The following is a 14,103-nucleotide window of genomic DNA, read 5'->3' as shown; positions in this document are numbered from 1 at the left end:
CATGACAGACCTCCCGGCCAGCGTGCGCTGGCAGCTATGGATAGTGGCGTTCGGCTTCTTTATGCAGTCGCTGGACACCACCATCGTTAACACCGCCCTCCCCTCGATGGCCAAAAGCCTCGGGGAGAGTCCGCTGCATATGCATATGATTATCGTCTCCTATGTGTTAACGGTGGCGGTGATGCTGCCGGCCAGCGGCTGGCTGGCCGACCGGGTCGGGGTGCGCAATATCTTCTTCACCGCCATCGTGCTGTTTACCGCCGGATCGCTGTTTTGCGCCCAGGCCAGCACCCTCGACCAGCTGGTGATGGCGCGGGTGCTGCAGGGGGTCGGCGGCGCGATGATGGTGCCGGTCGGCCGCCTGACGGTGATGAAGATCGTCCCGCGCGATCAGTATATGGCGGCGATGACCTTCGTTACCCTGCCGGGCCAGGTCGGCCCGCTGCTCGGCCCGGCGCTGGGCGGGGTGCTGGTGGAGTACGCCTCATGGCACTGGATCTTCCTCATCAACATCCCGGTGGGGATCGTCGGCGCGATCGCCACCCTCTGTCTGATGCCCAACTACACCATGCAGACCCGGCGCTTCGATCTCTCCGGCTTTCTGCTGCTGGCCGCCGGAATGGCGACCCTGACCCTGGCGCTCGACGGCCAGAAAGGGCTCGGCATTTCCCCTGCCTGGCTGGCGGGGCTGGTGGCCGTCGGCCTCTGCGCCCTGCTGCTCTACCTGTGGCACGCCCGCGGCAACGCCCGGGCGCTGTTTAGCCTTAACCTGTTTCGCAACCGCACCTTCTCTCTCGGCCTCGGCGGCAGCTTCGCGGGACGCATCGGCAGCGGCATGCTGCCGTTTATGACCCCGGTGTTTCTGCAGATCGGCCTCGGCTTCTCCCCCTTTCACGCCGGGCTGATGATGATCCCGATGGTGCTCGGCAGCATGGGCATGAAGCGGATCGTGGTCCAGGTGGTCAACCGCTTTGGCTACCGTCGGGTGCTGGTCGCCAGCACCCTGGGCCTGGCGGCGGTCAGCCTGCTGTTTATGTTTAGCGCCCTGGCCGGGTGGTATTACGTGCTGCCGCTGGTCCTGTTTCTGCAGGGGATGATCAACGCCAGCCGCTTCTCCTCAATGAATACCCTGACGCTGAAAGATCTCCCGGACGATCTGGCCAGCAGCGGCAACAGCCTGCTGTCGATGGTGATGCAGCTGTCGATGAGTATCGGCGTGACCATCGCCGGGCTGCTGCTGGGGCTGTATGGCCAGCAGCATATGAGTCTCGACGCCGCCAGCACCCATCAGGTCTTTCTCTACACCTATCTGAGCATGGCGGCGATCATCGCCCTGCCGGCGCTCATCTTTTCCAGGGTACCGGATGACGTCGGCAGCAATATCGTCCTCCGTCGACGCAACAGGAGTGGATCGTGAAATTTTGGCGCCCGGGTATTACCGGCAAGCTGTTCCTCGCTATATTCGCCACCTGCATCGTGCTGCTGATCAGCATGCACTGGGCGGTGCGCATTAGTTTTGAACGCGGGTTTATCGACTATATCAAGCGCGGCAATGAGCAACGCTTAACCATGCTCAGCGACGCGCTGAGCGAGCAGTATGCCCAGCATGGCAGCTGGGCGTTTCTGCGCAATAATGACCGCTTTATCTTTCAGCTGCTGCGCACCTTCGAACGGGATAACGACGACCGCTCGCCGCCGGGGCACGCCATGAAGCCGGACGCCGCCCCGGACGGGCCGCCGCCGGATGGCCCCCCTGACGGCCCGCGCCCGAGGCCGGAAATGCCGCCCCACGGCTGGCGCACCATGTTCTGGGTGGTGGATCAGTCGGGGCGCGTGCTGGTGGGGCCGCGAGAGCGCGTCCCGGAGGATGGTACCCAGCGCAGCATCGTGGTCAACGGCGCGGAGGTGGGCAAAGTGATCGCCTCGCCGGTAGAGCGGCTGACGCGCAATACCGACATTAACTTCGACCGGCAGCAAAAGCGCACCAGCTGGCTGATTGTCGCCCTTGCCACCCTGCTTGCCGCGCTGGCCACTTTCCCGTTGGCCCGCGGTCTGCTGGCGCCGGTGAAGCGGCTGGTGGAAGGCACCCATAAGCTGGCGGCGGGCGACTTTTCCACCCGCGTGACGGTGACCGGCGGCGATGAGCTCGGCCGCCTGGCGCAGGATTTTAACCAGCTCGCCAGCACCCTGGAGCGCAACCAGCAGATGCGTCGCGATCTGATGGCCGATATCTCCCATGAGCTGCGTACCCCGCTGGCGGTGCTGCGCGGCGAGCTGGAGGCGATTCAGGACGGGGTCCGGCGCTTTACCCCCGAGTCGATTCCTTCTCTGCAGGCCGAGGTGGCTACCCTCACCAAGCTGGTGGACGACCTCCATCAGCTGTCGATGTCCGACGAGGGGGCGCTGGCCTACCAGAAAACCTCACTGGATATCATCACCCTGCTGGAAGTGGCGGCGGGCGCTTTTCGCGAGCGCTTCGCCAGCCGGCAGCTAAGCATTCAGGTGTCGCTCCCGGAGCAGGCGATGATCTTCGGCGACCGCGACCGCCTGATGCAGCTCTTCAACAATCTGCTGGAGAACAGCCTGCGCTATACCGACAGCGGCGGCAGCCTGCACATCACCGCCCGCCGCAGCGGTCGCATGCTGGTGATTGACTTCGCCGACAGCGCCCCCGGCGTCAGCGATGAGCAGCTGGCCCGCCTGTGCGAACGCTTTTACCGGGCGGAAGGATCGCGCAACCGCGCCAGCGGCGGCTCCGGCCTCGGACTGGCGATTTGCCTCAATATCGTAGCGGCCCACGGCGGCACCCTGCGTGCCGACCATTCGCCTTTTGGCGGGGTTAGCATTAAAGTTGAGTTACCTCTGGAACATGATTTACCGAGAGACGTATGACTGAATTGCCTGTAGATGAAAACACCCCACGCATCCTTATCGTGGAAGATGAACCGAAGCTCGGCCAACTGCTGATTGATTATCTGCAGGCCGCCGGCTATGCGCCTGCGTTGATTAACCACGGCGACAAGGTCCTGCCCTACGTCCGCCAGACGCCGCCGCACCTGATCCTGCTGGATCTGATGCTGCCCGGTACCGACGGTCTGACGCTGTGCCGGGAAATTCGCCGCTTCTCCGATGTTCCGGTGGTGATGGTGACGGCGAAAATCGAAGAGATCGACCGTTTGCTGGGCTGGAAATAGGCGCCGACGACTATATCTGCAAGCCCTACAGCCCCCGGGAAGTGGTCGCCCGGGTAAAAACCATCCTCCGCCGCTGCAAGCCGCAGCGCGATCTGCAGGCGCTGGACGCCCAGAGCCCGCTGATTGTCGACGAAGGTCGTTTTCAGGCCTCCTGGCGCGACAAGCTGCTGGACCTCACTCCCGCCGAGTTCCGGCTGCTGAAAACCCTCTCCCAGGAGCCGGGCAAAGTGTTCTCCCGCGAACAGCTACTCAACCATCTGTATGACGATTATCGGGTAGTCACCGATCGCACCATCGACAGCCACATCAAGAACCTGCGGCGCAAGCTGGAGGCGCTGGACGCCGAGCAGTCGTTTATCCGCGCGGTGTATGGCGTTGGCTACCGCTGGGAAGCGGACGCCTGCCGGCTGGCGTAGTTAGCCTTTTCCCGGCTCGCGCTGCGCTTCGCCGGGCTACACGTTCACCGCCATCTGCAATCCGTAGCCCGGGTAAGGCGTTTACGCCGCAACCCGGGGAACTCCCTAGAGCCTATCCCACCAGGCGTTATTAACGCTGTCAGTGTGAGCACTGCCCAGGTTCAAAATGGCAAACAAATTAGCCATACTGAAAGATACCTATCTGATATTTACTCCCCTTCGCCGCGGCGCTACAATGCCCGCCCTTAATGTGGGGACACTCCCCAACTCGCCGCACCAGGTGCGGCGAATCTGACCTGTCATCAGAACGAGAACACCATGTTTAAACCAGAACTCCTCTCCCCGGCGGGAACGCTGAAGAATATGCGTTACGCTTTCGCCTATGGCGCCGATGCCGTTTATGCCGGCCAGCCGCGCTACTCGCTGCGCGTGCGTAACAACGAATTCAATCACGAAAATCTGCAGCTCGGCATCAATGAAGCCCACGCGCTGGGTAAAAAATTCTATGTGGTGGTCAACATCGCCCCGCATAACGCCAAGCTGAAAACGTTTATTCGCGATCTGAAGCCGGTGGTGGAGATGGGTCCGGACGCGCTGATCATGTCCGATCCGGGTTTAATCATGCTGGTGCGGGAACACTTCCCGGAGATGCCGATCCATCTTTCAGTGCAGGCCAACGCCGTCAACTGGGCGACGGTCAAATTCTGGCAGCAGATGGGGCTGACCCGCGTGATCCTGTCGCGTGAACTGTCGCTGGATGAAATCGAAGAGATTCGCCGCCAGGTGCCGGAGATGGAGATTGAGATTTTCGTCCACGGCGCGCTATGCATGGCCTACTCCGGCCGCTGCCTGCTCTCCGGGTATATCAACAAGCGCGACCCGAACCAGGGGACCTGCACCAACGCCTGCCGCTGGGAATACAACGTGGCGGAAGGCAAAGAGGACGACGTCGGCAACATCGTCCACAAATATGAGCCGATCCCGGTGCAGACCGTGGAGCCTACCCTCGGCATCGGCGCGCCGACCGATAAAGTCTTTATGATTGAGGAAGCCAAACGTCCGGGCGAATACATGACCGCCTTTGAGGACGAACACGGCACCTACATCATGAACTCGAAAGATCTGCGGGCTATCGCCCACGTTGAGCGTCTGACCCAGATGGGCGTTCACTCGCTGAAGATCGAAGGCCGCACCAAATCCTTCTACTACTGCGCGCGCACCGCTCAGGTTTACCGCAAGGCGATCGACGATGCCGCCGCCGGCAAACCGTTCGATACCAGCCTGCTGGAGACCCTGGAAGGGCTGGCCCACCGCGGGTACACCGAAGGCTTCCTGCGCCGCCATACCCATGACGATTATCAGAACTACGAGTACGGCTACTCCGTCTCCGAGCGCCAGCAGTTTGTCGGCGAATTCACCGGAGAGCGTAACGGCCCGCTGGCGGCCGTGGCGGTCAAAAATAAGTTCAGCGTCGGCGACAGCCTTGAGCTGATGACCCCGCAGGGGAACGTCAACTTCACCCTTGAGCATATGGAGAATGGCAAAGGCGAAACCATGCCGGTGGCCCCGGGCGATGGCTATACCGTCTGGTTACCTGTGCCGGACGACCTGCCCCTGCAGTATGCCCTGCTGATGCGCAACTTTACTGGTCAAACAACCAGAAATCCGCACGGTAACTAGTTAATTTGCGTTATTTTTTCACGATGTAAGGATATTAGAATCGGATCACATACCGTTTCGATCGAAACAGGTATCATCCATTTCGCTGAAAAACATAACCCATAAATGCTAGTTGTACCAGGAACCACCTCCTTAGCCTGCGTAATCTCCCTTACGCGGGCTTATTTTTTTGCCTCTCCTCCGGTCTTCGCTTTCGTCATGCGGTACACTTTATGCAACATTGAGCAATAAAGGTTCCCTTGATGATGTCTACGTTTCCTGCCAGCTTACTGATCCTTAACGGCAAAGGTGCCAATGAACCGCAGCTACGCGAAGCGGTTAACCTGTTACGCGATGAAGGGATTGATATTCACGTCCGCGTGACCTGGGAAAAGGGCGATGCCGCTCGGTTTATCGATGAAGCCCTGCAGCTGAACGTTGAAACGGTGATCGCCGGCGGTGGCGATGGCACCATTAATGAAGTGGCGACCGCGCTGGTGGAGCGCGGCGGCAAGATGGCGCTGGGGATTTTACCGCTGGGCACGGCTAACGACTTTGCCACCAGCGTCGGTATTCCGCAGGACCTGGCCAGCGCCCTCAAGCTGGCGATCGTCGGCCGCGATGTGCCGATAGATATCGCCCGGGTGAATGATAAAACCGGCTTTATTAATATGGCGACCGGCGGGTTCGGCACCCGGATCACCACCGAAACGCCGGAAAAACTCAAGGCCGCGCTCGGCGGTGTCTCTTATTTAATCCACGGTCTGATGCGCATGGATACCCTGAAGCCGGACCGCTGCGAGATCCGCGGGGAGAACTTTCACTGGCAGGGCGATGCGCTGGTCATCGGCATCGGCAACGGCCGCCAGGCCGGCGGCGGCCAGCAGCTGTGCCCGGAGGCGTTGATTAACGATGGTCTGCTGCATCTGCGCATTTTCACCGGCGAAGAGCTGATCCCTGCCCTGTTCAGCACCCTGGCGAATCCGGAAAACTCGCCGAATATTGTTGACGGTGTCTCCTCGTGGTTTGAAATAACCGCGCCCCATGAGATGACCTTTAACCTCGACGGCGAGCCGCTCAGCGGAAAAACCTTCCGTATGGAGCTGTTACCGGCGGCCCTGCGCTGCCGGCTGCCGCCCGACTGCCCGCTGCTACGCTGATCAGGCTTCGCAAAGCAAAGACGGCGCCCGGCTGGTATACAGCAGCCGGGTTCGTTGATTGAGCCTCTGAATGTTAAGGTAAAACGGCACCTGCGGCTGCAGGAAAAACCTGGGCAGGATATCGTTCCAAACAACGCGCTTACATTAATAGACGATACCCACAACCACAAAAAACCTATAACATCAAATAGTTACCTATTAAAATGGGCGCATCTGCCGTGAGACAATGCGCCATAAAGCTTAGTATTCCGCCACCTCGCGCGCCATTTCGCGCGTATATTGCCGACTGGCGTTAACCAGCATCTGCGTATAGGCCGTCTGCGCCTGGCCGCTGACCAGCGCATCGACCGTCAGGGTTTCGAGGATCTTCCCGTACTGCATCACCGCCACTTTCTGGCATAAGTGGGCAATAACCCCAAGATCGTGGGTGACCATCAGGTAAGTGAGCTTAGCCTCCCGCTGCAGTTCCGCCAGCAGGTTAAGGATCTCAGCCTGCACCGACACATCCAGCGCCGACGTCGGCTCATCCAGCAGCAGCACCTGAGGCTCAAGAATCAGCGCTCTGGCTATCGCCACGCGCTGCCGCTGCCCGCCGGAGAGCTGATGCGGATAGCGCTCGCGAAAGGCGCGGTTGAGGCCAACTTTATCCAGTAGCACATTGATCCGCCGGTCGCGGTCGTTGATACGATGGATCTGCAGCGGCTCTTCGAGGATATCGCCAATGGTGTGACGGGGATGCAGCGATCCGTAGGGGTCCTGAAATACCATCTGCACCTGACGGCAGCGCTCGCGGCTAATTTCATGCCCTAAGGGCTGAGCATCGATGGTCAGTTCCCCCTGCCAGTGGGTAAACAGCCCCGCCAGGCACTTGAGCACCGTCGTTTTACCGGAACCGGACTCTCCTACCAGACCGTAGATCTCGCCGGGCTTAACGTGGAAACTGACGTCATACAGCACCTGGTTACGCTTCTCCCCTCGCCAAACGCGAGGTTGAGATGTTGAACTTCAATCATTATCCGCTCCTTAATCCGTTAACCAGCTGGCCTGACGCTGCAGCACCGGCAGTATCGGGCGACGATGCTGCATATCCGGCAGCGAGTTAATCAATCCCTGAGTGTAGGGGTGACGGGCGTTATCGAGATCTTTAGCGGCGATGGACTCCACTACCCGTCCGGCGTACATCACCAGCACCCGGTCGCAGAAGCTGCGCACCAGGTTGATATCGTGGCTGATAAAAATCAGCCCCAGCCCGCGCGACTGAACCAGGTCATCCAGCAGGCCCAGCACCTGCAGTCGCACCGACACGTCCAGCGCGGAGGTGGGCTCATCGGCAATGATCAGCTCCGGGTCGGTAATCAGCATCATGGCGATCATGATGCGCTGCCCCTGTCCGCCGGATATTTCATGCGGATAAAGCTGATAAACGCGCTCCGGTTGGCGAATACGCACCACCTCCAGCATCTCCAGCGCCCTGGCTTTCGCCTCATCTTTGCGCCCGGGATGATGAGTAAGCCAGGCCTCGGCGATTTGCTTACCCACGCAGACCACCGGATTCAGCGAATATTTCGGATCCTGCATAATCATCGAGATACGTTTGCCGCGTACGCCGCGCATCTGCGCTTCGCTAAGATGCTGCAGATCGAGGTCGGCAAACTGCATCCGGCTGGCGCTGACGCGGGCCTTTTTCGGATGCAGCTGCAGCAGCGCGCGCCCAACGGTGGACTTACCCGAACCGGATTCGCCGACAATGGCCAGCTTCTCATGCCCCAGCTGGAAGGAGACGCCGCGCACGGCGTGGGTCACCGCGCTACCGTTAACAAAGTCGACGCACAAATCGCGCACGTCGAGCAGCGGTGCATTATTCACTACGGGGATCGAGGATGTCACGTAGGCCATCTCCTAAGAAGTTGAACGCTAAGCTATTGATCAAAATCGCCAGCCCCGGAATGGTTACGACCCACCAGCACTCCATCATATAAGTGCGCCCGCTGGAGATCATCGCTCCCCACTCCGGCTCTGGCGGCTGCGCGCCGAGGCCGAGAAAGCCTAGGCCGGCCGCGGTCAGAATGATCCCGGCCATATTCATGGTGATACGGATAATGACCGAGGGCAGACACAGCGGCACGATATGGCGCCAGAGGACGCGGGCCGATGAAGCGCCCTGCAGACGCACGGCGGAGATAAAATCAGCCTGGCGCAGAGAGAGCGTTTCGGCGCGCGCCAGACGGGCAATCGGCGGCCAGGCGGTCAGCGTGATGGCGATAACCACGTGCTCCAGCCCCGGTCCTAAAGCGGCGACAAACGCTAGCGCCAGGACCAGACTCGGGAAGGAGATGAAAATATCGGTGACGCGCATCAGCACCATATCGACTTTACCGCCGAAATAGCCGGCGCTGACGCCCAGCAGCAGTCCGAGCGGACCGACGGTCACTGAGACCAGCAGCACGATATAGAGCGTGATGCGGGAGCCGTACACCAGGCGACTAAAGATATCCCGGCCAAACTCATCGGTGCCGAACCAGTGCTGCGCATTCGGCGCGACCAGCGCACTATTCAGGTCCTGTACCAGCGGGTTATAAGGCGCAATCAGCGGCGCGAAAATCGCCACCACCAGCAGCATAAAGATAATTCCTCCGCCGATGGCCGTGAGCGGATTGCGCGCCATTTTGCCGATAAACCCGACGGCCCGCGCCGCCGCGCGTTGCAGCCGCTGACGGCCTTCGCCCGCACCACCCGAAAGCGGCGAATCCAGAGAAACGGTCATGATTTTGTCCTCGGGTCAAAGAATTGATACAGCATGTCGGAGAGCAGGTTGAGCATCACGAAGATCACCCCCACCAGCAGCACGCAGCCCATCACCGCATTCATATCGCCCAGCAGCAAGCTTCCGGTAAGGTAGGAGCCAAACCCCGGCCATGAGAAGACGGTTTCAATCAGCACCGCGCCTTCCAGCAGCGCGCCGTAGGCCAGCGCCACCACCGTCAGCAGTTGCACGAGGATGTTACGAAACGCATGGTTCCAGATAACCTGGCGCTCGGTCAGCCCTTTCACCCGGGCGGTAATAATGAACTCCTGCGACAGCTGGGCCAGCATAAAGCTGCGGGTCATACGGCTGATATAAGCCAGCGAGTGAAAACCCAGCAGCGAGGCGGGAAGAATCAGATGATTAATGGCGTTCCAGAACACCTGGCCGTTGCCGGCCAGCAGCGCATCAACGGTCATCAGCCCGGTGCGGCGCGGCACCACACCATCCAGCCCGAGATCTACCCTCCCGGCGCCGCCTACCCAGCCAAGCCAGGCATAGAACACCAGCAGCCCCATCATCCCGACCCAAAAGATCGGCGTCGAGTAGCCCGCCAGGCTGATAATGCGTACCACATAATCGGAGACGCTATTGCGCCGCGCCGCCGCCAACACGCCCAGCGGAATACCAAGACCCGCGCCGACAATAATTGCCATCGTTGCCAGCTCCATGGTGGCCGGGAAGACGCGGATAATATCGTCCACCACCGGTTTCCCGGTCAGCAGCGCGTTGCCCAGATCGCCGTGCAAAAGGTTGACGAAATAGATGCCAAACTGGGTGGTCAGCGATTTATCAAACCCCAGCTGCTGGTAAACCTGCTGATAGGTACTCTGGTCAGCATCCGGGCCGACAATCGCCAGCACCGGGTCGATGGGCATGACGCGGCCAATGGTAAAGGTCAGCAGCAGCAGGCCGAACAGTGTAATCACCACCTGCAGTAGCCGTTTTGATAAGCGCCGGCCGCGTGAGCCGGGCGCAAGGATTGCGGTACTCATCCTTTCTCTCCTTCGCGGACTTTATAGACGTCACGCAGAAAAGTGGTGGCGGAGGGGTGCGGCTGATACTCCCGTACCTCGTTGCGCACGACGACCGAATCAACCATCTGTGAAAGCGGAATTAAAGCCGGAACCAGCTGGTCGTAGCGTGTCTGGATGGCCTGGTAGTCAGCCACCTGTTTTTGCGGATCGCGTTCCAGCAGGGCCTGGTCAATCATCGTATTCAGTTGCGGGTCGTAAAAACCGGTACGCCAGCCCTGGAAGTTGGTCAGGCGCGCCTTATCGCTGTTATCCGGGTTATAGACCAGCGCGCGCAGGCTGGAGTGCGGATGCGGCTCCATCCCGCTGCCGCCGCGACCTACCAGCAGGTCAAATTTACGCTCGCGCATTGCGCCGTAGATCTGGTTACCAGTGCCGGTGATGATTTTGGCGTTAATCCCCGCCTGCATCAGCGTCGACTGCACGGCGATAGCGATGTTAAGAAATGGCTGATCGGAGAGTACCCGCAGCGTGGTATCAAAGCCGTTGGGATATCCCGCTTCCGCCAGCAGCTTTTTCGCCCGCGCCACATCCAGCCTGTAGCCGGGATCGGGTAGCGTGGACGGCATTCCCGCTTTGATAGGCCGCTGGTGCAGCACGCCATAGCCCGGCATCAGCGCTTTATTGATACCCTGGTAATCAATCAGAAAGCGCACCGCCTCGCGCACTTTCGGATTGGCGAAGTGCGCCTCTTTCATGCTCATCGCCACGTAGTACATGGTGCCGCGCTGCACCGCATCGACGGTCAGCTGCGGATCGCTGCGCAGGGCGTTGATATCGGAAACCGCCATATTGTTGGCAATATCAAGGTCGCCTTTTTCGATCATCAGGCGCAGAGTTTGCGACTCCTGGAAATGACGCAGTACCACGCGGCTCATTTTCGCCTCGCCGCGCCAGTAGTCAGGGTTACGCTTCATGCGCAGCACATCTTTCGCCTGCCAGGTTTCGAGGATAAACGGCCCGGAACCGGCTTCATGGGTGGTTAGCCAGCGGTTACCCCAGTCGTTATCCTGCTGGTGGCTTTGCACCGTTTTACTGTCCAGCACTCCGAGGTTGCCCAGCGCCGCCAGCGAGTAAATCACCAGCTGCGGATCGTTATCTTTGGGTAATACGATTTGCACCGTGAAGCGGCCCGGCGCACTGACCTGGCTGTCGATATTTTTCTTACTGAAGCCATAGGATTTCCATACTGAGGCCTGGGCCAGGTTGAGGTGCAGGATGCGCCGCATTGACCACACGACGTCGGCGGAGGTCAGCGGGTTGCCGGAGTGAAACTTAACGTCATCGCGCAGATGAAAGGTCAGGGTTTTGCCGTCGGGGCTGATATCCCAGGATTTCGCCAGCGCGGGCCTGACGGTGGTGAGCTGCTCAGGGTCAAGCTCCACCAGCGAGTCGTAGAGGTTGACCACGATCCCCACCACTTCGTTACCGGTCATCGCCGCCGGGTCAAGGGTGAGCAGGTTATTCATATTCATGCCGATGATCAGCTGGTCGGGCGGCGTTTTCGCCACCGCCTCCCCGCTCCCCATCGACATGGCGAGCGCGAGAATACACGCTCCCAGTAAGGAGGTTTTTTTCATATCTCTGTTTGCCTGTACTGTAGGGTACATGTTGCCGGATGGCGGCATTTTCGGCTTATCCGGTCTACCGGGCCGCAGGCTCGATAAGCGCAGCGCCATCGGGTATTTATTTTTTTAAATCAGTCGTGGCTAACGGTATTGGCTTCGATATACGCAAAATTAATGTCTTCACCGAGACCCGGACGTTGTGACAAATGCACAAATCCCTGGTCATCCATCGGGTCGACAATGCTGTTGAGATAGGCCGCCGGTTCATCGTAGTCGAGGAACGGATGCAGCAGGCCGCGCTCGTACCAGCGGCAGTTGCGGATCGCGCCCACCACCGCCAGGCTTGCCGCTCCGTTGCCGTGGACTTCGCAATCCATGCCGAAAGATTCCGCCAGCGCCGCCACCTTCATGGTCGGGGTAATCCCCCCCACGCCGTTAGCGCCGGCGCGCAGAATGTCGCAGGCCCCGGCTTTCACCCATTCGGCGCGCATGTGGTGCTTGCCGCCGAAGCTCTCCGGCCCGACGATGGGAATCGACAGGTTCTCCGCCAGCCACGCATAGGAGGACATCGAATCCTCCTCCATCGGCTCTTCAAACCAGGCGAAATTGAGTTTTTCCAGCTCTTTGCCGATCCACAGCGCCTCGGCGCGGCTGTACCAGTGATAGCCATCAATCATCAGGTCAATATCCGGCCCTACCGCTTCGCGCACCGCCGCGCAGGCTTTAATATCCATTTTGGGATTGGGCGCAAAAGAGATTGGCGGCATCCAGGTGTGCAGTTTGATGGCCTTGTAGCCGCGGGCGACCAGCTTTTCGGCAAAGGCGGCATACTCTTCCGGGGTCGACAGGCCGCCCGGTAGATCGTCGCCGCACATGGTGCTACCGTAAGCCGGGACGGTGTCGCGATAGCCGCCAAGCAGCTTGTAGACCGGCATCCTGAGGCTGCGGCCAATCAGGTCCCACAGCGCTTGTTCAACAAACGACAGCGCGCGCTCCGTTAGCTGATGTGCGCTGCCGCGCTGCCAGTGGTTAAGATCCTGCCAGATACGCTCACGGTTAAACGGGTCCTGCCCACCAGCACTTTGCGAAAAAAAGTATTCACCACGAACGGGCGCACGACTTCCGGAGGCGCAAACGAAAAACCCTGCGCCCCATCATCAGCGGTGATGGTCAGCATCGCCATTTTGGCCATGCTTTCAGCCCCGGATGGGAGTGCCCGGCGCTGTCGGAAACCCGACGAGTGGGATACTGGAAAACGGTGACATTCACAGATTCAATTTTCATGCTCAATCCTTATCACGGCCAAATCCGATCGACAGAGGCAAATCGGCAAAGCGGTTTCACATTATTGAAAATACGTTTCAATATATAATCTAAGCACAATTACGTAGCAGTGCCTCGGACAAATACCGCTAAGCAAGGCCATAAATTTGGGCATTGGCACAACAAGACGTGACTGTTTTCACAAAAGATGAGCGAAATGTGAGGCAGATCGACCAGGAGAAAAAAGGGCGTGAGCGCAGAAAAGAGATTAACCGACCAGCTACATCCCGGGAATGTCTGCGCCCACAAATGGCTGACTTAAACCGCCGCCGCTGGCTCCGCGCTAAGCGCTTCCAGCAGTTCAGGTAAGGTTTGATAGCGGCCAGCGGCGGCCTGAAAACGCGCCTGCTGGCTATCTTCTGCAATCACTATCGTGGCAATCCCCGCCGACTGGGCCGCGCAAAAGCCGGTAAAGCTATCCTCAATCACCAGACACTGGCTGGCGTTGAGATTGAGCTTCCGCAGCGTCGTGAGGTACACCGCCGGGTGCGGTTTGCCGCGTGGTTCATCATCCGCGCTGGAGATCGCGTCAAAAAAGTGCCAGAGCGAAAGCTTGTTCAGCACAGCGGCAATAACCTGACGAGATGATGACGTGGCGAGCGCAATCTTATAACCCGCTTCGCGAAAATAGCGTAACGCCTCCTGCACCCCGCGCATCGGTTCGCCTTTCGCGGCAATCAGGCGGGTGATGCGCTGCAGGATGGCGTCTTCAAGCCGCTGCGGAGCGAGATCAAGCTGAAAATAGCGGCACCAGGTGCCGGCAATGTCGTCGAGGCGCTTGCCCTTGGTCAGGGTTTCACATTCAGCAACGCTCGCCGTTGCCCCCCACTGCGCGAGGGCGTCAATCTGCGCCTGACGCCACAGCGCCTCGGAATCAATAATCACGCCATCCATGTCAAAAATAACCGCCTGCATACCCATTCGTTCACCTCATTAAGGCTGGCAT

9 protein-coding genes and 3 pseudogenes are annotated in these 14,103 nt (G+C 59.5%); 5 read left to right on the top strand and 7 right to left on the bottom strand.

Annotated elements, in window-relative coordinates:
- Position 1 precedes the first annotated feature (1 nt).
- The 5 genes and pseudogenes from LPQ25_RS08220 (at position 2) to yegS (ending at position 6,429) form a co-directional block, all read left to right on the top strand.
- Positions 2–1,417 (top strand): MFS transporter, encoded by a 1,416-nt coding sequence (locus tag LPQ25_RS08220; RefSeq protein WP_014907213.1) that lies wholly within the window; start codon positions 2–4, stop codon positions 1,415–1,417.
- Positions 1,414–2,892 (top strand): envelope stress sensor histidine kinase BaeS, encoded by a 1,479-nt coding sequence (gene baeS / locus LPQ25_RS08215; RefSeq protein WP_004149058.1) that lies wholly within the window; start codon positions 1,414–1,416, stop codon positions 2,890–2,892. The genes LPQ25_RS08220 and baeS overlap by 4 nt, the downstream gene beginning before the upstream one ends.
- Positions 2,889–3,610, top strand: a pseudogene (gene baeR, locus LPQ25_RS08210) (two-component system response regulator BaeR). The gene baeS and the pseudogene baeR overlap by 4 nt, the downstream one beginning before the upstream one ends.
- A gap of 318 nt (positions 3,611–3,928) precedes the next feature.
- Positions 3,929–5,290, top strand: a complete 1,362-nt coding sequence (trhP, locus tag LPQ25_RS08205) for a prephenate-dependent tRNA uridine(34) hydroxylase TrhP (protein WP_004144192.1) — start codon at positions 3,929–3,931, stop codon at positions 5,288–5,290.
- Positions 5,291–5,532: 242 nt separating this feature from the next.
- Positions 5,533–6,429 carry a lipid kinase YegS gene (yegS, locus tag LPQ25_RS08200; RefSeq protein ID WP_004151134.1) on the top strand — a complete coding sequence of 299 codons (897 nt, stop codon included), beginning with the start codon at positions 5,533–5,535 and terminating at the stop codon, positions 6,427–6,429.
- A gap of 240 nt (positions 6,430–6,669) precedes the next feature.
- On the opposite strand, the pseudogene LPQ25_RS08195 reads toward yegS, so the two are convergent.
- The 7 genes and pseudogenes from LPQ25_RS08195 to LPQ25_RS08165 form a co-directional block, all read right to left on the bottom strand.
- A pseudogene (locus LPQ25_RS08195) lies at positions 6,670–7,442 on the bottom strand (ABC transporter ATP-binding protein).
- Between the two features lie 10 nt (positions 7,443–7,452).
- Complete coding sequence (locus LPQ25_RS08190) at positions 7,453–8,316, bottom strand: ABC transporter ATP-binding protein (protein WP_004180551.1); 864 nt, start codon at positions 8,314–8,316, stop codon at positions 7,453–7,455.
- Complete coding sequence (locus tag LPQ25_RS08185) at positions 8,288–9,193, bottom strand: ABC transporter permease (RefSeq protein ID WP_004200464.1); 906 nt, start codon at positions 9,191–9,193, stop codon at positions 8,288–8,290. The genes LPQ25_RS08190 and LPQ25_RS08185 overlap by 29 nt, the downstream gene beginning before the upstream one ends.
- Positions 9,190–10,227, bottom strand: a complete 1,038-nt coding sequence (locus tag LPQ25_RS08180; RefSeq protein ID WP_004149062.1) for an ABC transporter permease — start codon at positions 10,225–10,227, stop codon at positions 9,190–9,192. Before LPQ25_RS08180 ends, LPQ25_RS08185 begins: the two co-directional genes overlap by 4 nt.
- Complete coding sequence (locus LPQ25_RS08175; RefSeq protein ID WP_014907212.1) at positions 10,224–11,846, bottom strand: ABC transporter substrate-binding protein; 1,623 nt, start codon at positions 11,844–11,846, stop codon at positions 10,224–10,226. The genes LPQ25_RS08180 and LPQ25_RS08175 overlap by 4 nt, the downstream gene beginning before the upstream one ends.
- 119 nt (positions 11,847–11,965) lie before the next feature.
- Positions 11,966–13,118, bottom strand: a pseudogene (locus tag LPQ25_RS08170) (mandelate racemase family protein).
- Between the two features lie 297 nt (positions 13,119–13,415).
- Entirely contained in the window at positions 13,416–14,078 is a 663-nt protein-coding gene (locus tag LPQ25_RS08165) for an HAD family hydrolase (protein WP_014907211.1), read from the bottom strand.
- Between the last annotated feature and the right edge of the window lie 25 nt (positions 14,079–14,103).

Source organism: Klebsiella sp. KPN54798 (assembly GCF_021184225.1).
Lineage (GTDB): Bacteria > Pseudomonadota > Gammaproteobacteria > Enterobacterales > Enterobacteriaceae > Klebsiella > Klebsiella pneumoniae.
Note: the sequence above shows the minus strand (reverse complement) of the source record. Positions and strands in the feature narration are given on the sequence as shown.